The 22,005-nt window shown below is 41.7% G+C and carries 29 protein-coding genes; 27 read left to right on the top strand and 2 right to left on the bottom strand.

All coding sequences use genetic code 11. The features are described 5' to 3' along the window. Window positions 1-281: 281 nt before the first annotated feature. The 10 genes from Phpb_RS06705 to Phpb_RS06750 all read left to right on the top strand — a co-directional run bounded on the left by Phpb_RS06705 (window position 282) and on the right by Phpb_RS06750 (window position 5,925). Window positions 282-494 (top strand): hypothetical protein, encoded by a 213-nt coding sequence (locus tag Phpb_RS06705; protein WP_036780271.1) that lies wholly within the window; start codon window positions 282-284, stop codon window positions 492-494. A gap of 80 nt (window positions 495-574) precedes the next feature. Then, entirely contained in the window at window positions 575-1,444 is an 870-nt protein-coding gene (locus Phpb_RS06710; protein WP_075489409.1) for a hypothetical protein, read from the top strand. After that, a complete protein-coding gene (locus Phpb_RS06715) occupies window positions 1,434-1,835 on the top strand; it encodes a DUF1240 domain-containing protein (RefSeq protein WP_065389689.1) in 402 nt (133 codons plus the stop codon). Before Phpb_RS06710 ends, Phpb_RS06715 begins: the two co-directional genes overlap by 11 nt. A gap of 155 nt (window positions 1,836-1,990) precedes the next feature. Continuing rightward, on the top strand, window positions 1,991-2,284 hold the full coding sequence (locus Phpb_RS06720; protein ID WP_338046863.1) for a DUF1240 domain-containing protein: 294 nt from the start codon (window positions 1,991-1,993) through the stop codon (window positions 2,282-2,284). Window positions 2,285-2,330: 46 nt separating this feature from the next. Then, complete coding sequence (locus tag Phpb_RS06725) at window positions 2,331-2,732, top strand: DUF1240 domain-containing protein (protein ID WP_065389757.1); 402 nt, start codon at window positions 2,331-2,333, stop codon at window positions 2,730-2,732. Between the two features lie 157 nt (window positions 2,733-2,889). Further along, window positions 2,890-3,150: a DUF1240 domain-containing protein gene (locus Phpb_RS27370; protein WP_338046864.1), complete on the top strand. Its 261-nt coding sequence runs from the start codon at window positions 2,890-2,892 to the stop codon at window positions 3,148-3,150. A 47-nt stretch (window positions 3,151-3,197) separates the two neighbouring features. Further along, window positions 3,198-3,599, top strand: coding sequence for a DUF1240 domain-containing protein (locus Phpb_RS06735; protein ID WP_065389691.1), 402 nt, complete (start codon window positions 3,198-3,200; stop codon window positions 3,597-3,599). Between the two features lie 47 nt (window positions 3,600-3,646). After that, window positions 3,647-4,048 carry a DUF1240 domain-containing protein gene (locus Phpb_RS06740; RefSeq protein WP_065389692.1) on the top strand — a complete coding sequence of 134 codons (402 nt, stop codon included), beginning with the start codon at window positions 3,647-3,649 and terminating at the stop codon, window positions 4,046-4,048. Between the two features lie 47 nt (window positions 4,049-4,095). Then, complete coding sequence (locus tag Phpb_RS06745; protein WP_065389693.1) at window positions 4,096-4,494, top strand: DUF1240 domain-containing protein; 399 nt, start codon at window positions 4,096-4,098, stop codon at window positions 4,492-4,494. 540 nt (window positions 4,495-5,034) lie between these two features. Continuing rightward, the gene (locus tag Phpb_RS06750; RefSeq protein ID WP_065389694.1) at window positions 5,035-5,925 is read left to right on the top strand and encodes a LysR family transcriptional regulator; all 891 of its coding nucleotides are present in this window, start codon (window positions 5,035-5,037) and stop codon (window positions 5,923-5,925) included. A 208-nt stretch (window positions 5,926-6,133) separates the two neighbouring features. Here the strand turns inward: Phpb_RS06750 and Phpb_RS06755 are convergent, their stop codons facing one another. Further along, window positions 6,134-8,059, bottom strand: a complete 1,926-nt coding sequence (locus tag Phpb_RS06755; RefSeq protein WP_065389695.1) for an ABC transporter ATP-binding protein — start codon at window positions 8,057-8,059, stop codon at window positions 6,134-6,136. 119 nt (window positions 8,060-8,178) lie between these two features. Here Phpb_RS06755 and kefG point away from each other — a divergent pair, with 119 nt between their 5' ends. The 4 genes from kefG (at window position 8,179) to slyD (ending at window position 11,432) form a co-directional block, all read left to right on the top strand. Further along, on the top strand, window positions 8,179-8,730 hold the full coding sequence (kefG, locus tag Phpb_RS06760; protein ID WP_036813521.1) for a glutathione-regulated potassium-efflux system ancillary protein KefG: 552 nt from the start codon (window positions 8,179-8,181) through the stop codon (window positions 8,728-8,730). Window positions 8,731-8,733: 3 nt separating this feature from the next. After that, the gene (kefB, locus tag Phpb_RS06765) at window positions 8,734-10,578 is read left to right on the top strand and encodes a glutathione-regulated potassium-efflux system protein KefB (RefSeq protein WP_065389696.1); all 1,845 of its coding nucleotides are present in this window, start codon (window positions 8,734-8,736) and stop codon (window positions 10,576-10,578) included. After that, entirely contained in the window at window positions 10,562-10,765 is a 204-nt protein-coding gene (locus Phpb_RS06770; protein WP_036813523.1) for a YheV family putative zinc ribbon protein, read from the top strand. The genes kefB and Phpb_RS06770 overlap by 17 nt, the downstream gene beginning before the upstream one ends. Before the next feature lie 88 nt (window positions 10,766-10,853). Further along, a complete protein-coding gene (slyD, locus tag Phpb_RS06775; RefSeq protein WP_036813525.1) occupies window positions 10,854-11,432 on the top strand; it encodes a peptidylprolyl isomerase in 579 nt (192 codons plus the stop codon). 102 nt (window positions 11,433-11,534) lie between these two features. Here the strand turns inward: slyD and Phpb_RS06780 are convergent, their stop codons facing one another. Continuing rightward, the gene (locus tag Phpb_RS06780) at window positions 11,535-11,753 is read right to left on the bottom strand and encodes a protein SlyX (protein WP_036779968.1); all 219 of its coding nucleotides are present in this window, start codon (window positions 11,751-11,753) and stop codon (window positions 11,535-11,537) included. A gap of 296 nt (window positions 11,754-12,049) precedes the next feature. Between Phpb_RS06780 and fkpA the strand changes: the two genes are divergently transcribed. From fkpA to rplA, 13 genes are all read left to right on the top strand, one after another. Next, window positions 12,050-12,814, top strand: coding sequence for an FKBP-type peptidyl-prolyl cis-trans isomerase (gene fkpA / locus Phpb_RS06785; protein ID WP_065389697.1), 765 nt, complete (start codon window positions 12,050-12,052; stop codon window positions 12,812-12,814). 285 nt (window positions 12,815-13,099) lie between these two features. Then, the gene (locus Phpb_RS06790; protein WP_036779966.1) at window positions 13,100-13,822 is read left to right on the top strand and encodes a helix-turn-helix transcriptional regulator; all 723 of its coding nucleotides are present in this window, start codon (window positions 13,100-13,102) and stop codon (window positions 13,820-13,822) included. Continuing rightward, a complete protein-coding gene (gene tusD / locus Phpb_RS06795; RefSeq protein ID WP_065389698.1) occupies window positions 13,822-14,217 on the top strand; it encodes a sulfurtransferase complex subunit TusD in 396 nt (131 codons plus the stop codon). The genes Phpb_RS06790 and tusD overlap by 1 nt, the downstream gene beginning before the upstream one ends. A 9-nt stretch (window positions 14,218-14,226) precedes the next feature. Continuing rightward, window positions 14,227-14,586, top strand: coding sequence for a sulfurtransferase complex subunit TusC (tusC, locus tag Phpb_RS06800; RefSeq protein ID WP_065389699.1), 360 nt, complete (start codon window positions 14,227-14,229; stop codon window positions 14,584-14,586). A gap of 20 nt (window positions 14,587-14,606) precedes the next feature. Next, on the top strand, window positions 14,607-14,894 hold the full coding sequence (gene tusB, locus Phpb_RS06805; protein ID WP_065389700.1) for a sulfurtransferase complex subunit TusB: 288 nt from the start codon (window positions 14,607-14,609) through the stop codon (window positions 14,892-14,894). 135 nt (window positions 14,895-15,029) lie between these two features. Beyond that, window positions 15,030-15,404, top strand: a complete 375-nt coding sequence (gene rpsL / locus Phpb_RS06810; RefSeq protein ID WP_011144815.1) for a 30S ribosomal protein S12 — start codon at window positions 15,030-15,032, stop codon at window positions 15,402-15,404. A gap of 97 nt (window positions 15,405-15,501) precedes the next feature. Further along, window positions 15,502-15,972 (top strand): 30S ribosomal protein S7, encoded by a 471-nt coding sequence (rpsG, locus tag Phpb_RS06815; protein WP_011144816.1) that lies wholly within the window; start codon window positions 15,502-15,504, stop codon window positions 15,970-15,972. Window positions 15,973-16,053: 81 nt separating this feature from the next. Continuing rightward, window positions 16,054-18,162, top strand: a complete 2,109-nt coding sequence (gene fusA / locus Phpb_RS06820) for an elongation factor G (protein WP_065389701.1) — start codon at window positions 16,054-16,056, stop codon at window positions 18,160-18,162. A gap of 71 nt (window positions 18,163-18,233) precedes the next feature. Then, window positions 18,234-19,418 carry an elongation factor Tu gene (gene tuf, locus Phpb_RS06825; protein WP_049584863.1) on the top strand — a complete coding sequence of 395 codons (1,185 nt, stop codon included), beginning with the start codon at window positions 18,234-18,236 and terminating at the stop codon, window positions 19,416-19,418. Between the two features lie 274 nt (window positions 19,419-19,692). Further along, complete coding sequence (gene secE / locus Phpb_RS06830; RefSeq protein WP_036771654.1) at window positions 19,693-20,076, top strand: preprotein translocase subunit SecE; 384 nt, start codon at window positions 19,693-19,695, stop codon at window positions 20,074-20,076. A gap of 1 nt (window position 20,077) precedes the next feature. Then, entirely contained in the window at window positions 20,078-20,623 is a 546-nt protein-coding gene (gene nusG, locus Phpb_RS06835; protein WP_011144820.1) for a transcription termination/antitermination protein NusG, read from the top strand. A 159-nt stretch (window positions 20,624-20,782) separates the two neighbouring features. Next, on the top strand, window positions 20,783-21,211 hold the full coding sequence (gene rplK / locus Phpb_RS06840; RefSeq protein ID WP_036771650.1) for a 50S ribosomal protein L11: 429 nt from the start codon (window positions 20,783-20,785) through the stop codon (window positions 21,209-21,211). 3 nt (window positions 21,212-21,214) lie between these two features. Further along, window positions 21,215-21,916 carry a 50S ribosomal protein L1 gene (gene rplA / locus Phpb_RS06845; protein WP_065389702.1) on the top strand — a complete coding sequence of 234 codons (702 nt, stop codon included), beginning with the start codon at window positions 21,215-21,217 and terminating at the stop codon, window positions 21,914-21,916. Window positions 21,917-22,005: the final 89 nt, after the last annotated feature.

Genomic DNA, 22,005 nt, shown 5'->3' on the forward strand with positions numbered 1-22,005 from the left:
GTACGACCTTACCACTAAAATATAAAGAAATTAAGAGTTCAATGTTGGTTTTTTTCTTAAAGGATAGAAATAGTGATATAAGAAAAAACTCATTTGCTTGATGATGTATTTATTACTTTCACGCTTAAACATCAGCTGTTATTTTTGTATTGCTATACAGGAACTTAACTGTTGGTATTCTACGGTCGTTTAATTTTTTGCTATTATATGGTCGACATGGCCTATTTCTTATGTAATATAGTGCGGTATTTGAACCTTTAATTGTTAATGGGATTAGCCGTATGAACGATAGAGATAGACAACAGTTATTACAACAGCTCACCGACGTATTAATGAATAGTCCGTTAATCCCAGAGGAAAAACTGGCAATGATGATGATGCAGTGTTTTCAGCTATTATTGTCAACTCAAGCCAGTGCGATTGATATGAAGACTTCAGATGGCCGCGTCCTTTCACTCAAATTGGAAATGGAAGCTCCGGCGGTTAAGCACTGATGTGATGATTTTTGATTTTAAAGTGCCTATCCCAATAGTCTTATTGGGATAGGCAGTAAGAATATTAAAAGGGTTTCACAATGACATATAAAAAATACAACCCCTCGCCAGAGGGCTATATGGGGGATTTCCTGAGAGGTCAGGTTGGGGTTAACCAATTAAAACCTCAGCATGAATTCTTTGATGCCATTGGTCTTGAAAAGCAGTTAAGAGAGAATACAACCTATATTGCGTTACTCTCGTTAGAAGAGGCGAAAGATGTTCTGGAGGAGCTTGATTCTCCGAAGACAAAAAGTCCATTTATAAAGAAGATATTTGAGATTACCGATCCCATATCACCTTATGCAGGTAACATACATGATTCTTTTGATCTCTTTAATGTTATAGGTGAGTTTAAAACATTAGGAATTAAAGCCACAGAGTATGTGGGTAAAGATGGAAACAGATATATTAAAATATCAGGTTATGCGGGAGTTAGAAAGATCATCACTGCTTCAAGATACAAAGCTTCTAATATGAAGGTGATATCTATGGGGATTGGGCAGCAAGGACTGAATAGCGGCATAGTTAAAGGAATGAAGTTTAGTATATTCTTTTCCGCGGCTTATCGAACGGTTGAACTTATGTTTAAGGATGAATACTCACTGGCTGATTTTCTAGGTAATATTGCGGTAGATCTGGCTAAGACGGTAGTAGCAGCTTTTGTTTCTTGGACTATTGGGTCTTTGATAGCGCTCACATTTGCCGCTGGTGCTAGCGTAATTTTTGTGGCTGCTGTTGTGTTTATTGTAGGTTTTGGAATGACATATTTACTTGATATTGTGGATAAAAAATTTAATATTAGCGAAACTGTTATTAATTTAATCAGAAAGGAAATGGAGAGAAAACCAAGAACTCCAGAAGCTAATTTCAATCAATTCCTTAATAGCTGGGGGAATTATGGGAAGTAAAAAGAAGATTATCCATATTATCGGCGCTCTTGCTATTTTTATTTTGATGTTATTTGCTTTCTTTTTGACAGGAGAAAATTTAATTTCTTTAGTTAGGATGAGTGAGAAAATAACATTCTCAGGTGGTGTTTTTATAATATTTTTTTCTTTTCCTTTGATCTCTTATGCTACATTTTTGATTATTTTTTTTACTGTGACTGGTCATTATCCAAAGTATCATGATAATTTTGTTAAATATCTTTGTTCGATAGCTATTGTTTCAATTGTTTTAAGTTTTCCTACCTCTTTCTATGTGCATTATAAGTTAAAAGGTGATAACTATTTGGTATGTCCAAGAATATCTTGGATGTCGCCTAATACCTATGTGAAAGATATGAAGTTATGTGATTGATATTTTTGTATTTGACTTCAATCAATTCCTTAATAACTGGGGAAGTTATGGGAAATAAAAAAAAGGTTATACATATCATCTTCGTTATTTTTATTTTCATTATAACGTCATGCACTTTTTTTTTGACAGGGGAAAATTTAGTCTCTTTAGTTAAAATGGATGAGAGAATAATATTCTCAAGTCGTGTTATTATTATATTCTTTTTTTCTCCTTTGGTTCTTTATTCTTTATTCTTTATTATTTTCGTCATTATTACTGGTCATTATCCTAAGTATCATGATGGCTTTAATAAATATTTTGGAACGATGGCCATTATTTCACTTTTTTTAAGTTTTCCCATATCTTTCTATGTGGATTATAAGTTAAGAAGTGATGGTTATTTGGTATGTCCAAGAATATCTTGGTCGTCTCCGAATACTTATGTGAAAGATATGAAGCTATGTGATTGATATTGTTGTATTTGACTTCAACCAATTCCTTAATAACTGGGGGGGTATGGGAAATAAAAAAAAGGCTATACAGATCCTCGGTGCTCTTGCTATTTTTATTTTAGCATCATTAGGACTCTTTTTAACAGGGGGGAATCTAATTTCTTTAGTTGAGATGGATGAGGAAATAACATTCTCAAGTAATGTTTTTATAATATTTTTTTCTTTTCCTTTGATTTCTTATACTACATTTCTTATTATTTTTTTTACTGTGACTGATCATTATCCAAAGCATAATGATAAATTTGTTAAATGTTTTTTTTCGATAGCTATTGTTGCACTTTTTTTAAGTTTCCCCATATCTTTCTATGTGCATTATAAATTAAAAAGTGATGGCTATTTGGTATGTCCAAGAATATCTTGGATGTCGCCTAATACCTATGTGAAAGATATGAAGTTATGTGATTGATATGAGTGATATGGTTGTGGATAGTAAAAGAAAAATAATACACATTATTTGCGCGATTTTCATATTGTCTTTGATGTCGTTTTCTATGTATATAGTAAGTGAATATTTGCTTTCGTTGATTTTAATGGATGGAAAAATAACATTTTCAGGTAATGTTATGATATTCTTTTTTTCATTCCCTTTTATTGTTTATTTTGTGGTTTCGGCTGTTTATCTTTCTTTCGCAAAGCGTTATCCAAAACACTATGATACCTGTGCAAAATATTTATTTGTGATAGCGATTGTTTCAGTTTTTTTGAGCTTTCCCGTCTCCTTCTATGTGGACTATAAACTGAAAAGTGATAACTATTTGGTATGTCCAAGAATTTCCTGGACGTCGCCTAATACTTATGTGAAAGATATGAAGCTATGTGATTGATATTGTTGTATTTGACTTCAATCAATTTCTTCATAATCGGGGGCAGTATGGAAAATAAAAAAAAGATTATACGTATTATCGGTACTCTTGCTATTTTTATTTTGACGTTATTCGCTGTCTTTTTGGCAGGGGGAAATTTAGTTTCTTTAGTCAAAATGGATGAGAAAATAACATTCTCAAGTAGTGTTATTATTATATTATTTTTTTCTCCTCTGCTTTTTTATTCTTTCTTCTTTATTATTTTTGTCAGTATAACTGGTCGCTATCCTAAGTATCATGATAGTTTTAATAAGTACTTTGGAACGATAGCCATTATTTCACTTTTTTTAAGTTTTCCTACATCTTTGTATGTGCATTATAAGTTAAAAAGTGATGACTATTTGGTATGTCCAAGAATATCTTGGATGTCGCCGAATACTTATGTGAAAGATATGAAGCTATGTGATTGATATTGTCGTATTTAACTTCAATCAATTCCTTAATAACTGGGGGAGTTATGGAAAATAAGAAAAAAGTTATACATATAATTATCGCCATTGCTATTCTTGTTTTAGCGTCATCATGTTTATTTTTGACAGGAGAAAATTTAATTTCTTTAGTTAAAATGGATGAGAAAATAACGTTCTCAGGTAGTGTTTTTATGATATTTTTTTCTTTCCCTTTTCTTTCATATCTTATGATCTTAGTTGTTTTTATTAATATAACTGGTCGTTATCCTAAACATCATGAGATCTATATAAGATATTCGGCTGTAATAGCTCTTTCCTCAATTTTTCTAAGTTTTCCTATATCTTTCTATGTGAATTATAAACTGAAAAGTGATAACTATTTGGTATGCCCAAGAATATCTTGGATGTCGCCTAATACCTATGTGAAAGATATGAAGCTATGTGATTGATATTATTAAGTTTGATTTCAATCAATTCCTTAATAACTGGGGGAGATATGTTAAATAATAAAATAATACGTATTATTTGCGCAATTTTAATATTGGCTTTAATGTCGTTTTCTATGTTTATAGTAAGTGAATATTTGATTTCGTTGGTTTTAATGGATGATAAAATAACATTTTCAAGCAGTGTTTTTATGACATTTTTTTCTTTTCCTTTGGTTTTATATTATATAGTTTTTATTGTTTTTGTTAATGTGGTTGGTCGTTATCCAAAACATCATGATAGCTTTAACAAGTATTTTTGTTCGATAGCTCTTGTTTCAATTGTTTTAAGTTTTCCTACATCTTTGTATGTGCATTATAAGTTAAAAAGTGATGGTTATTTGGTATGTCCAAGAATATCATGGAAATCTCCTAATACCTATGTAAAAGATATTAAACTGTATGATTAATATTAGTTTGGTTATATAGGCGTATTTTTATACGATGTGATTTTATTATTGTTTATTGAAAAAATAAGAATCAAATAGTGATTTATCTATAATTGCTTATTTTATGATATATCATCATTTATAGATAATAAATACCTCCATATTATCGCTGATTTTGCCTGTGTTATTTAAAAATTAAGGCTAATAGCGATGTTTTCATAATGATATTCACCAGATATATTTATCTACCTTGTGTAGTAGCGAATGTATGTCACAGGATGTATAGGGATTGCTATAGGTAAAACACCTAAAAAGCGTAAAATTCATTATATTTTAAAGCGTTTAATTTAGATGGATTATTTAGTCATTTACCTCAAGGAGTAGAAAGGAATTATGGTATAAATAAATTTTTATCAACATTTTTATAATAAATTAATTGATCATCTTATAATTGTTGTTTAATCTCTATTTAATTAATTTCAGTTAAGTCTAAGTCATTTAGTCTATTGTTGAAATAATAACGCAAGCAAAGTTTGAAAGATAAACCCGAATGGTGGAGATATGGATATACGTAATCTCAAAGCTTTTATCGTGTTGGCTGAAACACTTAATTATCATCAGGCTTCTCAAATACTACATATTTCACAACCTGGGTTGACTAAGAAAATTAATGCGCTGGAAGAAGAATTTGGGGCTTCTTTGTTTTCCAGAGGGCCGAATGGTACTAGATTGACTGATTTTGGGCAAAAGACCTTTGAGAGTGCTCAGAAGTTATTAGGTCATTTTGAGCAGTTTCAGACTCAGGTTAGTCATGATTTGCAATATGATTCGCCACATTACCTCTATGTTAGCTCTTGTTTTCCTATTTATGATTCCGGGAAAATGGAAGAGCGGCTTTTTCTAGGTAGTAAGGAAAAGGTGGTACTTGTGCTAATGACGGGGCTGACATTTGAGCAGCAAATGAATCTATTAAACTCAGGTCTATTACATATCGCCATTGTTCCTTTACCGTTAACTTCATCACTTATGCCAAGGAAGATTTTTACTGAAAAACTCGTTTATCTTTTTAAAAAAGGCAGTGATTGGAATCAGAATTTTGCTGAGTTAAATAAGGAAATAGTATCATTATATAACCTTGTTGATACTGGTGAGAGTAATATATCGTTTGATTTTACCGATGGTATTAATACATTTTCTATTTATAATAATAATATGAATTTAATGTTAAGAACTAATGATATTATGGTCATGATTGAGTTGATCATTAAACGCAATGGTTTTTCTTTAGTGCCGGAAAAAGTTATTCGCTCAATTCCATCACAATATCTGGATTCATTAGAGGTGTTGAAAACTGATATGGAGATTGACTTTGGTATCTTATGGAGTCCTGTTATCGATTATGAGTTGGTAAGTGAAGCGGAATTATTCTCTTCATTAATCGATAATATGTGAATAAGAAAGATAGCTGTTATTTATATAGGGAGTGATTATATTGAAATTGTACGGTGATATTATTTTGGATAAAGATGAAGTCTATATGGAGTATTATGGTTGGATTTATCTATTGCTGTTTTAAATGAAATAATATGACTATTATCGAAAAATAAAGCGGATTATTTTCTCCGCTCTATTTTTATTGAATGATAATTTATGAAATCATTTATCCTTCAAACTCTTGCGTCATTTTTTCAAGTTGTTCCTGAATTTCCATCCATGCTAATTCAATTTCTTCCAGTTTTGATTTGGTCTGATTTTGTTTTTGCAGGTATTCAGTCAATTCGGTTTTACGGCTGCTATCATAAATAGCGCTGTCTGAAAGTTGGTTTTCTAGTGCAACTATCTCGTTACCCAGTTTCTCCATCTGTTTTTCTAGATCAGTAAGCTGTTTGCGCAATGGTTGCGTTTGATTACGGAAATCAGCTTGACGCCGCTTTTGATCTTTTCTTTCCTGAGCGCTTTGGCTGGATGACTCTTTTTCCTTGTCGTTGTTTTCACGTAGTTGCTGATTTTGTTGACGTTGTTGATCTGTCAGCCATTGTTGATAATCTTCTAAGTCGCCATTGAACGATTCTACCCGGCCATCGTGAACTAAATACAACTCATCTGTTGTTGAACGTAATAGATGTCGGTCATGGGAAACTACAACCAATGCACCGTCAAAGTCGATCAAAGCTTCTGTCAGTGCTTGACGCATATCCAAGTCGAGATGGTTTGTTGGTTCATCAAGTAATAGAAGGTTAGGGCGTTGCCAGACCATTAATGCCAAAACCAAACGCGCTTTTTCTCCCCCGGAGAAACGTCCACTTGGGTCAGTCACTTGATCGCCTTTGAAACCAAAGCCCCCCAGATAATCTCTAAGTTGCTGTTCTGTTTCCTGTGGCGCAATACGGACTAGATGTTGTAATGGTGATTCATCAGCACGCAAATATTCCAGTTGATGCTGGGCGAAATACCCCAGTTTGATCCCTTTAGCTAATTCTACGGTTCCACTCTGAGATTGCAGTTCTCCAGCCAACAGTTTAATCAACGTGGATTTACCCGCGCCATTACGGCCAAGCAGACCAATGCGAGAGCCGGGAACCAGATTCAGTTTGATGGAGTTTAAAACAGTCCGTTCACCATAGCCTGCGCTGACTTTTTCCATTTTCAGGAGTGGGTTGGGCAGACTCTCTGGTTTACGGAAACTGAAATGAAACGGGTTATCAACGTGGGCAGGGGCGATCAGCTCCATCCGTTCTAACATCTTGATACGGCTCTGAGCCTGTTTGGCTTTGCTGGCCTTGGCTCGGAAACGGTCAATATAACTTTGCAGATGGGCGACTTTCTCTTGCTGACTTTTATAAAGGGCCTGTTGTTGCGCCAGTTTGGTCGCGCGTTGGCGCTCGAAAGATGAGTAGTTGCCGCTGTACTCAAACAGAGACTGTTGCTCTATATGGAGAATCTTATCGGCAATCGGGTCGAGAAAATCCCGATCATGGGAGATAAGGATTAATGTTCCGGGGTAGCTTTTCAGCCATTTTTCCAACCAGATAACCGCGTCCAAATCAAGGTGGTTAGTCGGTTCGTCAAGCAACAGCAAGTCGGAACGGCAGAGTAGCGCCTGAGCTAGATTGAGGCGCATGCGCCATCCACCGGAAAATGCACGTACCGGTTGATCAAGTTGTTCCTGAGAGAAACCTAAGCCGTGCAACAAACTTGATGCTCTTGAACGGATTGTCCAGGCTTGAACCGTGTCCAGTTGACTATGCAGGTGAGCAATCAGATTGCCGTCATTTTTTTCATTGGCTATCCGCAGTTGTTGTTCCAGTTGGCGGAATTCACGATCACCATCAATAACATACTCCAGAGCCGGTATTTCTAGGGCGGGCGTTTCTTGATTCACCCAAGACAGCGCCCAGTTACTGGGAAAAGTGAATGTGCCGGCTTCCGCTTGAAGCTCCTTTTTTAATAATGCAAGTAGGGTAGATTTGCCACAGCCATTTTTCCCTACCAGACCCACTTTCTGTCCGGGATTGATAGTGGCGCCGGCATTATCCAGCAAGACACGGGTTCCGCGACGAATTTGTAATGAAGAGAAAACAATCATAAGTATCGTTTGTATAAAATATGTTAAATTAGCAGTAACAGATTAAGAGTCTTATTTTATAACTTTGTATGCATGTTAACGGAAAATACGTGTCCTGACACGTTCTTGAGGAGGGAACGATGTTACAGCCGCCAAAAGTCCTGCTGCTGTATGCCCATCCTGAGCCACAGGATTCAGTAGCAAATCGTGTTTTGTTACAACCTGTGCAGGGTTTAGAGCATGTTACGGTTCACGACTTATATGGAGCTTATCCAGATTTTTTTATTGATGTTCATTATGAGCAACAACTGCTTCGAGAACATCAGGTGATTGTTTTTCAACACCCACTGTATACCTACAGTTGTCCCGCTTTATTAAAGGAGTGGATGGATCGTGTACTGACTCGGGGGTTTGCCAGTGGTATTACCGGATTGGCATTACAGGGAAAATATTGGCGTTCAGTGATTACTACAGGGGAACCGGAAAGCACGTTCCGGGCCGATGGGTATAATCTCTATCCAATGGAAGAGATCCTTCGTCCTTTTGAACTCACCGCGGCGATGTGTCGTATGCATTGGTTATCACCAATTATTGTTTATTGGGCACGCCGTCAAAAACCTGAACTTCTCGCCATCCATGCTAATGATTATCGTGAATGGCTCAAATCGCCATTGTCATTAGGAGGGCTATAAGTTATGGAGCATTCAGCGCAATTGAGCGCCAGTGTATTGTTTTTATTCGCTGCCGTTGTGGCAGTGCCAATCGCACAGAAATGTAAGATTGGGGCCGTATTAGGTTATTTGTTGGCAGGGATTGTCCTGGGGCCGTGGGGGCTGAGCTTTATCAGGGATGTTGATGATATTCTTCATTTCTCTGAGTTGGGGATTGTTTTCCTGATGTTTATCATCGGGCTTGAACTTAATCCGGCTAAACTCTGGCAACTCAGGCGATCTATTTTTGGTGTCGGTGCGGCTCAAGTTATTTTCACGGCGAGTGTGCTGGCGGTGCTGCTTTATCTGACCGATTTTTCATGGCAAGCGGCGGTTATTGGTGGTATCGGCATGGCGATGTCCTCAACGGCAATGGCCCTGCAACTCATGAAAGAGAAGGGGATGAACCGCAATGAAGGCGGGCAGCTTGGTTTCTCGGTTTTGCTATTTCAAGATATGGCGGTAATTCCGGCTTTGGCGTTGATTCCGCTGTTGGCCGGCGGAACGGCATCCGGCGACTGGTATCGAATAGCATTAAAAATTGCTGCTTTTGCTGGCATGTTGCTCGGTGGCCGTTATCTGTTACGTCCTCTGTTTCGTTTGGTTGTTAGAGCTGGAGTTAGTGAGTTATTTACGGCGGCGGCGTTACTGGTGGTACTCAGTTCGGCGTTGTTTATGGAGGCGCTCGGTTTTTCTATGGCGCTGGGAACCTTTATCGCCGGAGTATTATTGGCAGATAGTGAATATCGCCATGAACTGGAGATATCCATAGAACCGTTCAAAGGATTACTGTTGGGGCTGTTTTTTATTTCGGTCGGTATGTCGCTGAATTTGGGGGTGTTACTGATACATTTGCCCGAAGTGTTACTTGGTGTGCTGGTTTTGGTGATTGTGAAAGGCATTGTTCTTTATCTTATCGCAATGAGCGCTGGCTTACGGGGTTCATCCTGTCTGCAATTTTCCGGCGTACTCAGTCAGGGGGGAGAATTCGCCTTTGTTCTGTTTTCCGCCGCGCTGAGCCAGAATGTGCTTAACAGCGGGCAGATGGCTTTGCTGCTGGTCGTGGTGACAATATCGATGATGACAACGCCGCTTGTCATGCAATTGATAGATGCTATTCTGGCACGCCGTTTTAATGCCCAAGAGGAGACTGATGAACAGCCCTTTGTGGAAAATGATGATCCGCAGGTGATTTTAGTGGGCTTCGGCCGGTTCGGACAGGTAATCGGTCGTCTTCTGATGGTGAATAAAATCCGTATAACGGTGTTAGAGCGTGATGTCAGCGCTGTGAGTACTATGCGGCGTTATGGCTATAAAGTTTATTATGGTGACGCGGCTGAATTGGAGTTGCTACGTTCGGCGGGTGCGGATAAAGCCAAAGCGATAGTCATCACTTGTAATGAGCCGGAAGATACCATGATGATCGTTCATTTATGCCAGAAACATTTCCCGAATCTGCATATCATGGCGCGGGCCAGAGGACGCCTGGAAGCGCATGAACTGCTGCAAAATGGAGTAACAAATTTCACCCGTGAAACTTTTTCCAGTGCTCTGGAGCTAGGACGTAAAACCTTAGTCGAATTAGGAATGCATCCGCATAAAGCTAATCGTGCAAAACAACATTTCCAGCGGTTAGATATGCGGATGCTGAGAGAACTTATGCCGCAGCTACAGGGTGATGTGGCTCACATATCTCGTATAAAAGAGGCGCGACGGGAACTGGAAGAGTTGTTCGAACGGGAAATGCTCAATGAACGCCGCCAACCGGATGGTTGGAATGAGCATGAATACATGAATAATAGCGGAGCAAATCATGTCAGTAAGTCGTAAAAGATTTATTGCTGGTGCTGTCTGCCCAGAATGTCACTCTCAGGACACACTAGCAATGTGGCAAGAAGATCAGGTGGATGTGGTGGAATGTGTCCATTGTGGTCACCAACAACGCCAGACTGATGAGAAAGTGACCTCTCATGTCAGAAAGCAAGAGCAGGTTATTGGTATTTTTACCCCACAATAATTATGTGAATATTAGCGCGAGTGAGTACAGAGACTGAAAATTCCGCTACAATCGGTAAAAATTTTTAGACCCACGGGTAGGAGATGTCATGAAAGTAGCAAAAGACTTGGTAGTCAGCCTGGCTTATCAAGTAAGAACAGAAGAGGGTGTTTTAGTTGATGAGTCACCAGCGAGTGCGCCGTTGGACTATCTGCATGGCCGTGGTTCATTGATTAGCGGTTTGGAAAAGGCGCTAGAAGGCCGTGAGGCTGGTGAGAGTTTTGATGTTAGCGTACAGGCTGATGACGCCTATGGTCAGTATGATGACAATCTGGTTCAGCGTGTGCCAAAAGATGTCTTTGTTGGTGTTGATGAGCTGGAAGTTGGCATGCGTTTCCTGGCTGATACCGATATGGGGCCAGTACCCGTAGAAATTACAGCGGTTGAAGATGAGCATGTTGTGGTTGATGGTAACCATATGCTGGCGGGTCAGAATCTGAAATTCAATGTTGAAGTCATTGCCATTCGTGAAGCGACTGAAGAAGAATTGGCTCATGGTCATGTTCATGGCGCTCATGGTCACGAGCATGGCGAGGGAGGTTGCTGTGGTGGTCATGGTCATGACGACGGTCATCATCACCATCATGATGAAGGGCACGGATGTTGCGGTGGCGGCAGTTGTCACTGATAAGCTAAAGCGGATAGTGCATTTTAATATTTAAAAAAGCGGGGCAAGTTCGGAGAATTCAGTTTCGATGCTTGCCCTGATTTATTGTAATTTAATGTTTTTCTAGTAATGAGGCGGAGGCGTCTCCTCAGATGGTGAAGCGACCATTGAGGGTTGAGTGGCTTTTAATCGTTCTGTCATCAACCGCAAATGCTCTTTTAATCTGGCGATCTCCCTTTGTTGCTCAGTTACTACCTGATTTAATTCTTCGATAGTTATATCTTGAAAGGCAATTCGACTTTCCAAATGTTCAAGCCGTTGCTCAAATTCTGACAGATCCATGATCTCCTCCCATTTCAGGCCCTGTATTGCCAGTGTTAAATGCCCCATATTAATTAAGAGTAGCCTACTATGCCCAGAATATTCTGTGAAATGCGGTTATTATGAAACCTCTTGCCATTTGTGTTGTCCTAATAGGTTTGGGGCACTAAAACATCAAATATTGTGTTCAATAAACATTATGTTCAACAAACATTGTGTTCAACAAATATTGTGTTGTGCTCCTGTAGGCAGTTATAGTGACTTGATTGCATAACTTTTGCTGACGGTAAAATCCCCCAAAGCTATTGGAGAAACAGATGAAATCATTGTTTAAAGTTACCCTGCTTGCTACCACATTAGCGATGGCTTTCAGCGCCCCTCAGGTGTTGGCGGCTAAAGCGGAGAGTCAGAGTAGCACAGAATTGAACAGCGCATTTAAAACAGAAGATCAGCAAAATGCTTATGCTCTGGGTGCATCTTTAGGGCGTTATATGCAAAACACCCTGAAAGAACAGAAATCTCTGGGTATCCCATTGGATAAAGATCAATTGTTATCGGGTGTGCAGGATGCTTTTAATAACAAAAGCAAACTGACTGACAGCGAAATTGAAAATACGCTGCGTGCATTTGAAGGGAAAGTGAAGTCTGCCGCTGAAGCTAAGATGGAAAAAGAAGCTCGCGAAAATGAAGCTAAAGGCGCTAAATATCGTGAAGAATTTGCTAAGGAAAAAGGCGTCGTTAAGAGCAAAACCGGCCTTTTGTATAAAATAGAGAAGGACGGCAGTGGTAAGAAACCTGTGGCAAGCGACACGATAGTTGTGAACTACCGGGGAACATTGATTGATGGTAAAGAGTTCGATAGTTCCTATAAGCGTAATGAGCCGCTTTCTATTCGCCTGGATGGCGTTATTCCAGGTTGGACAGAAGGTTTACAGAATGTGAAAAAAGGTGGAAAAATTAAACTGGTTATTCCACCAGAGCTGGCTTATGGTAAAGCGGATCTGCCGGGTATTCCTGCAAATTCTACATTAGTATTTGATATTGAGTTGTTGGATATTAAAGCGGATACCAAAGCTAAGTAAGCTGTCCGCTAAATATCTTTGATCAATACGGATAAAACCGTTGGTAGAGATTCTGTCAACGGTTTTTTGTTACTGAAAGCTGTGATAGAGACCAAATGTCTGAGCTGCAATGGCTTGACGATGATGTCATGTGGTTTTAACGTCAATATTTCATGTGAATGCAAAGATCTTTGATTAGGATCTCTGTTAAGCTGCAACAATTGAGTTTTCACAAGAAATTTTTATAGGTTTATCACGTTGTGTTTTTAGCAAGACCTTGTCTGCGTTTGAAGGATGGTGTATTGAATGTCTAACCCGTTATTATCTGGTGATATCAGTGATGTCGATTTACTGGAAAACCAACCGTTTACTGAAACGGACCACGAAATTTTAAAATCTTATGAAGCCGCGGTTGATGGCTTGGCTATGCTGATTGGTGGGCATTGCGAGATTGTCCTTCACTCATTGGAAGATCTTAAATGTTCAGCCGTCAGAATAGCTAACGGAGAACATACAGGTCGTAAAATAGGTTCACCTATTACTGATCTTGCGTTGCGCATGCTGCATGATATTACAGACGAAGATTGTAGTGCGTCCAAAGCCTATTTTACTCGCGCGAAAAGCGGTTCATTGATGAAATCAGTCACGATTGCGATCCGCAATCGGAATCGCCGAGTGATCGGCCTCCTGTGCATTAATATGAATCTTGATGTTCCTTTCTCTGAAATTATTCAGACATTTATTCCAGAAGAAACACATGATGTCGCGCCAAATGTAAATTTTGCCTCATCCGTGGATGATTTGGTCGCGCAAACGCTGGAATATACTATTGAAGAAGTCAATATTGATCGCAGTGTATCCAATAATGCCAAGAATAGGCAGGTGGTTTTGAATCTCTATGAGAAAGGCATTTTTGATATTAAAGATGCAATCAATCAGGTTGCTGAGCGTTTAAATATTTCTAAACATACTGTTTATCTCTATATTCGTCAGTTTAAAAATGGTGAATGTTTAGGGCCTGAGCGGTAATGTCTTCGTTGTCTTATTGTCTGCTGGTGACGGGGCCTACATATGGCGCCCAGCAAGCCAGCAGCGCTTACCAATTCGCGCAAGCCTTGATTACGATGGGGCATAAACTTAATACCGTATTTTTTTATCGGGAAGGGGTTTATAACGGCAATCAGTTGACTGCACCAGCCGGTGATGAGTTTAACTTGGTTACTGCATGGCAAGTGATGGCAAAGGAGCATCGGTTTGGCATGCATATTTGTATTGCCGCTGCCCTGCGTCGTGGTGTTCTTGATGCTCAGCAGGCGAATGAGTTGAATTTACCGGTAGCGAACCTGGCTGAAGGGTTTGAATTAAGTGGATTGGGAACACTGGCTGAGGCTATGTTGACTTGCGACCGTGTAGTGCAATTCTGAGAGGCGAAAATGAAAAAAATTGCTTTTGTCTTCACTAAAGCGCCTCATGGCGACGCAGGGGGTAGAGAAGGTTTAGACGCATTGCTGGCAACTTCGGCATTAACAGAAAAGATAGGCGTATTTTTTATTTCTGACGGCGTACTCCAACTACTACCGAATCAGCAGCCTGACAAAATCCTTGCCAGAAACTATATCGCTACTTTTAAGGTGTTGCCTTTGTACGATATTGAAGAATGTTATTTGTGCCAGGAAGACCTTATGATGCGTGGGTTAAGCTCAATCAATCGTTTTGTTCTGGATACGGAAGTGATACCCGCAGAAACAATCCGTGAGAAGTTGGTTGATTATGATGTTGTGCTGACATTCTGAGCTATTGGAAGGACAATAATATGCTATATACTGTTGGCCGATCGCCTTATCAATGTGATTTCAATGCGATATTCAAGTTGCTTGCCCGTGGTGATGACATCCTGTTTATTCAGGATGGTGTACTAGCAGGAATTGAAGGTAATTGTTATCTGCCGACTCTGATCAGTTGTGGTGCTGCCTTGTATGCGCTGAAAGAAGATATTGAGGCGCGAGGCTTGAACGAACAGGTTTCAGACAAAGTGAAAGTGATCGACTATACTGACTTTGTTAATCTGACGGTAAAACACCATCAACAATTCGCCTGGTAGTTGAGAAAACGCTGTATATTTCTTGACACCCTGACGAGTCAGCCATAAAATTCCGCGTCCTCGTGTTTTGCCATTGGGCAGACAAGAGATTTAATCCGTGTTTACGAAGCAAAAAAACCAGGAGTTTTTTTAATAATGGCAACTATTAACCAGCTGGTGCGCAAACCCCGTAGCATGAAGGTTGCAAAAAGCAACGTTCCTGCTCTGGAAGCTTGCCCGCAGAAGCGTGGCGTATGTACTCGCGTATATACCACCACTCCTAAAAAACCAAACTCCGCACTGCGTAAAGTATGTCGTGTGCGTTTGACTAACGGTTACGAAGTTTCTTCTTACATCGGTGGTGAAGGCCACAACTTGCAAGAGCACTCCGTAATTCTGATCCGTGGCGGTCGTGTTAAAGACTTGCCAGGCGTGCGTTACCACACTGTTCGCGGCGCACTGGACTGTTCCGGTGTTAAAGACCGTAAACAAGGTCGTTCTAAGTACGGTGTGAAGAAGCCAAAAGCTTAATGGTTCTCCGTTAAGTAAGGCCAAACATTATTTACTTTAATGTCAAAATAAACTCGTAGAGTTTTGGACAACCCTGAATTCGAAACGGAGTATTTCCATGCCACGTCGTCGTGTAATTGGTCAGCGTAAAATTCTGCCAGATCCAAAGTTCGGATCTGAATTACTGGCCAAATTTGTCAATATCCTGATGGTAGACGGTAAAAAATCTACTGCGGAAGCAATTGTATATAGTGCGCTTGAGACCCTGGCTCAGCGTTCTGGTAAAGAACATCTGGAAGCGTTTGAACTTGCATTGGATAATGTGCGTCCAACCGTGGAAGTTAAGTCCCGCCGTGTTGGTGGTTCTACTTATCAGGTACCAGTTGAAGTTCGTCCGGTTCGTCGCAATGCGTTGGCAATGCGCTGGATCGTTGAAGCTGCTCGTAAACGCGGTGATAAATCTATGGCTCTGCGCCTGGCGAACGAATTATCTGATGCAGCCGAAAATAAAGGCACTGCCGTTAAGAAACGTGAAGACGTTCACCGTATGGCAGAAGCTAACAAGGCGTTCGCACACTACCGCTGGTAATCCCATCGTAGTGATGATGCCCTGGGTGGCTGTTCTGCCACCCAGATTTACATTGAACGTCCTAGGATATAGAGGAATCAAATGGCTCGTACAACACCCATTGCACGTTACCGTAACATCGGTATCAGTGCACACATCGACGCCGGTAAAACCACCACTACCGAACGTATTCTGTTCTACACTGGTGTAAACCATAAGATCGGTGAAGTTCATGATGGCGCTGCTACTATGGACTGGATGGAACAGGAGCAGGAGCGTGGTATTACCATCACCTCCGCAGCAACAACTGCTTTCTGGTCAGGTATGGCTAAGCAGTTTGACGCGCACCGTATCAACATCATCGACACCCCAGGGCACGTTGACTTCACCATTGAAGTAGAACGTTCCATGCGTGTTCTTGACGGTGCGGTAATGGTTTATTGTGCGGTTGGTGGTGTTCAGCCACAGTCCGAAACCGTATGGCGTCAGGCAAATAAATATAGAGTTCCACGTATCGCGTTCGTTAACAAAATGGACCGTATGGGAGCGAATTTCTTACGCGTTGTCGAGCAGATCAAAACTCGCTTGGCGGCAAACCCAGTACCTCTGCAATTAGCCATTGGTGCAGAAGATGCTTTCACCGGTGTTGTTGACCTGGTGAAAATGAAAGCCATCAACTGGAACGATGAAGATCAGGGAACTACCTTCACTTATGAAGATATCCCGGCTGAGATGCAAGATCTGGCGGAAGAATGGCGTAACAATTTGATTGAAGCCGCTGCGGAAGCATCAGAAGAGCTGATGGAAAAATACCTTGGCGGTGAAGAACTGACGGAACAAGAGATCAAAGCTGGTCTGCGTCATCGTGTTCTGACTAACGAAATCATCCTGGTTACCTGTGGTTCTGCATTTAAGAACAAAGGTGTTCAGGCGATGCTGGATGCGGTTGTTGAGTACCTGCCAGCACCAACGGATGTTGAGTCTATTAAAGGTATTCTGCCAGACGGTAAAGATACGCCGGCAGAACGTCATTCTGACGACAACGAACCATTCTCAGCGCTGGCGTTTAAAATCGCGACTGACCCATTCGTTGGTAACTTGACCTTCTTCCGCGTCTACTCTGGCGTAGTTAATTCCGGTGATACCGTTCTTAACCCAGTGAAAGACAAAAAAGAGCGTTTTGGCCGTATCGTTCAGATGCATGCTAATAAACGTGAAGAGATTAAAGAAGTTCGTGCAGGTGACATCGCCGCTGCGATTGGCCTGAAAGACGTGACTACTGGTGATACGCTGTGTGATATCAGCTCACCGATTATTCTGGAGCGTATGGAATTCCCAGAGCCGGTCATCTCTGTTGCTATCGAGCCAAAAACTAAAGCTGACCAGGAAAAAATGGGTATCGCTTTAGGTCGTCTGGCTCAGGAAGACCCATCATTCCGCGTGTCTACCGATGAAGAGTCTGGTCAGACTATTATCGCTGGTATGGGTGAGCTTCACTTGGATGTCTTGGTTGACCGTATGCGTCGTGAATTCAAAGTTGAAGCGAACGTCGGTAAACCTCAGGTTGCTTACCGTGAAACCATCCGTTCTACTGTTGAACAAGAAGGTAAATTTGTTCGTCAGTCTGGTGGTCGTGGTCAGTTTGGTCACGTATGGCTGCGTATTGAGCCAATGGAACCAGGTGGCGTAGGCTACGAATTCGCTAACGAAATCGTTGGTGGTGTTGTTCCTAAAGAATATATCCCGGCAGTAGATAAGGGTATTCAGGAACAAATGAAAAATGGTGTTCTGGCCGGTTATCCGATTGTTGACGTTAAAGTGGCGCTGTTCGATGGTTCTTACCACGAAGTTGACTCTTCTGAAATGGCGTTCAAAATCGCGGGTTCTATGGGCTTCAAAGAAGGCTTTATGAAGGCGAAACCAGTTCTGCTGGAGCCTATCATGAAAGTTGAAGTTGAAACACCAGAAGACTACATGGGTGACGTTATCGGTGACCTAAACCGCCGCCGTGGTATGATTGACGGTATGGAAGATATGACTACCGGCAAAATCGTACGTGCTCAGGTACCATTATCTGAAATGTTTGGTTATGCTACTGACCTGCGTTCTCAGACCCAAGGTCGTGCTTCTTACTCTATGGAGTTCCTGAAGTACAATGAAGCGCCGAGCAACGTCGCTCAGGCTATTATCGAATCTCGTAAAGCTAAATAAGTTTTTCGGGTTTAATATCTAGATTCAGCTCCCTCCCCTATGATGAGGGAGCGATATTAAGGAATAGAGTCGTGTCTAAAGAAAAATTTGAACGTACAAAACCGCACGTTAACGTTGGTACTATCGGCCACGTTGACCACGGTAAAACTACCCTGACTGCTGCTATCACTACTGTACTGGCTAAAACCTACGGTGGTAACGCTCGTGCATTCGACCAAATCGATAACGCGCCAGAAGAAAAAGCGCGTGGTATCACCATCTCTACTTCTCACGTAGAATACGATACCCCAAGCCGCCACTATGCGCACGTTGACTGCCCAGGCCACGCCGACTATGTGAAAAACATGATCACCGGTGCGGCTCAGATGGACGGCGCAATCCTGGTAGTTGCTGCGACTGACGGCCCAATGCCGCAGACTCGTGAGCACATCCTGTTAGGTCGTCAGGTAGGCGTTCCTTACATCATCGTATTCCTAAACAAATGTGACATGGTAGACGATGAAGAGCTGCTGGAACTGGTTGAGATGGAGGTGCGTGAGCTGCTGTCTCAGTACGATTTCCCAGGCGACGATACTCCGGTTATCCGTGGTTCTGCGCTGAAAGCGCTGGAAGGCGATGCCGAGTGGGAAAGCAAAATCCTGGAGCTGGCAGAAGCGCTGGACAGCTACATCCCAGAACCAGAGCGTGCGATTGACCAGCCATTCCTGCTGCCAATCGAAGACGTATTCTCGATTTCAGGTCGTGGTACCGTGGTAACCGGTCGTGTAGAGCGCGGTATTGTTAAAGTGGGTGAAGAAGTGGAAATCGTTGGTATCAAAGACACAACGAAAACCACGTGTACTGGCGTAGAAATGTTCCGCAAACTGCTGGACGAAGGCCGTGCGGGTGAGAACGTTGGCGTTCTGCTGCGTGGTACCAAACGTGACGAAATCGAGCGTGGTCAGGTACTGGCAAAACCGGGTTCAATCAAGCCACACACCACTTTCGAATCAGAAGTTTATATTCTGAGCAAAGACGAAGGTGGCCGTCATACGCCATTCTTCAAAGGTTACCGTCCACAGTTCTACTTCCGTACAACTGACGTAACCGGCACAATCGAGCTGCCAGAAGGCGTGGAAATGGTGATGCCAGGTGATAACATTCAGATGAAAGTCACCCTGATTGCGCCAATCGCAATGGACCAGGGTCTGCGCTTCGCTATCCGTGAAGGCGGCCGTACTGTAGGTGCTGGTGTTGTTGCTAAAATTATCGCGTAATTTTTTGATGTGATTACACAAAAAGGGCATCAACCGATGCCCTTTTTGTACGTTGTCTTAATAAGAACCTATCTCATCAATAGTTGTTTTTAATTATTGGTGAGATAGGCTCTGATGCAACGAATTGGCTATATCTCTCTCAGATATACAATGTCATACTGAATTATGGCGCCAAGTCAGATACAATCACTCAAATCTTTTGGTTCGGTCTGATTTGTTTTGCTCTTGCGAGGCAAGCTGGCTATCTATTTAAATCATAGTTACAGGTTGGTTTATGAGTGCGAATAGCGATGCTCAAGAAAGCAGGCGTAGTCTTGAGGTAATGAAATGGCTATTAGTGGCAGCCTTATTAACGGTTGCTATCGTTGGAAACTACCTTTATCGGGAGTATAGCCTTCCTCTACGCGCGATGGCGGTTGTTGTTATTGTTGCTCTTGCGGGAGCAGTTGCGCTCTGGACTGCGAAAGGGAAAACCACACTGGCTTTCGCCCGCGAAGCCCGCATTGAAATGCGTAAAGTTATTTGGCCAACTCGCCAGGAAGCGCTGCATACAACTTTGATTGTTGCGGCAGTCACTGCATTGATGTCTTTGATCCTCTGGGGTCTTGACGGTATCCTGGTGCGTTTAGTTTCATTTATTACAGGCCTGAGGTTCTAAGATGTCAGATTCCCCAAAAAAACGTTGGTATGTTATACAGGCATTTTCCGGGTTTGAAGGTCGCGTTGCACAATCTTTACGTGAGCATATCAAATTACATGATATGGAAGATTCTTTTGGCGAAGTGATGGTGCCAACAGAGGAAGTTGTTGAGATTCGTAGCGGCCAGCGTCGCAAAAGTGAACGCAAATTTTTCCCTGGGTATGTGCTGGTACAAATGATTATGAACGATGCAACATGGCATCTCGTTCGCAGCGTACCACGCGTCATGGGTTTTATCGGTGGTACATCTGACCGTCCGGCACCAATCAGTGATAAAGAAGTTGATGCGATTATGAATCGTCTTCAGCAGGTTGGTGATAAACCACGGCCAAAAACATTGTTCGAACCAGGCGAAATGGTTCGTGTCAGCGATGGTCCATTCGCAGACTTCAATGGTGTTGTGGAAGAAGTCGATTACGAGAAGAGCCGTCTGAAAGTTTCGGTTTCTATCTTTGGTCGTGCGACGCCCGTTGAGCTGGATTTCAGCCAGGTAGAAAAGGCGTAATTTTTGAACGTATTTTTGCTGGCTTGCAATAGGTGAGAAATTAACATACAATTTCGCGCCTTTTGTTTTTTAGTAGTCTGGCCTGGATAGGGCGGGGCTGAAATAACAGGGGAGCCTTTTAAATAAAGGCGATACCACCCATATAGAGGAAAATTATCAATGGCTAAGAAAGTACAAGCCTATGTCAAGTTGCAGGTTGCAGCTGGTATGGCTAACCCAAGCCCTCCAGTAGGTCCTGCTCTCGGTCAGCAGGGTGTTAACATCATGGAATTCTGTAAGGCGTTCAATGCTAAAACTGACAGCATTGAAAAAGGTCTGCCAATTCCTGTTGTGATCACTGTTTATTCAGATCGCTCTTTCACTTTCGTTACCAAGACCCCGCCAGCGGCGGTTCTGCTGAAGAAAGCAGCGGGCATTAAATCAGGTTCCGGCAAACCGAACAAAGACAAAGTTGGTAAAGTAACCAGCGCGCAGGTTCGTGAAATTGCTGAAACTAAAGCTGCGGATATGACAGGTGCTAGCGTTGAAGCAATGATGCGTTCAATTGAAGGTACTGCTCGTTCCATGGGCCTGGTAGTAGAGGGTTAATCGATGGCTAAACTGACCAAGCGCATGCGCACAATCCGCGAGAAAGTGGATGCAACTAAGCAGTATGACATTAACGAAGCCTTTGTTCTGCTGAAAGAGCTGGCTACTGCTAAATTCGTAGAAAGCGTTGACGTTGCTGTTAACCTCGGCATCGACGCTCGTAAATCTGACCAGAACGTACGTGGTGCGACAGTACTGCCTCACGGTACTGGCCGTTCCGTTCGCGTAGCTGTATTTACCCAAGGCGCAAATGCAGAAGCTGCTAAAGCAGCGGGCGCTGAGCTGGTAGGTATGGAAGATCTGGCTGAGCAAGTTAAAAAAGGCGAAATGGACTTTGACGTTGTTATCGCCTCTCCAGATGCAATGCGCGTTGTTGGCCAATTAGGTCAAATCCTGGGTCCACGCGGTCTGATGCCAAACCCTAAAGTAGGTACTGTAACTCCTAACGTTGCTGAAGCTGTACAGAATGCTAAAGCGGGTCAGGTTCGTTACCGTAATGATAAAAACGGCATTATCCACACCACCATTGGTAAAGTCGACTTTGATGCTGACAAACTGAAAGAAAACCTGGAAGCTCTGCTGGTTGCGCTGAAAAAAGCCAAACCATCTTCTGCTAAGGGCATTTACATTAAGAAAGTCAGCCTGTCCACTACTATGGGCGCAGGTGTTGCGATTGACCAGTCAGGTCTGAACGCTTCAGCTTAATTTTAGCTGAATGTGATTATCGCTTTACCTTGGCGTCAGATTTGTCTAAAATTTGGCGCCTTGTATTTGGTTAGTAAGTTTTTTATTAG

Source organism: Photorhabdus namnaonensis (assembly GCF_001684335.1).
Taxonomy (GTDB): domain Bacteria; phylum Pseudomonadota; class Gammaproteobacteria; order Enterobacterales; family Enterobacteriaceae; genus Photorhabdus; species Photorhabdus namnaonensis.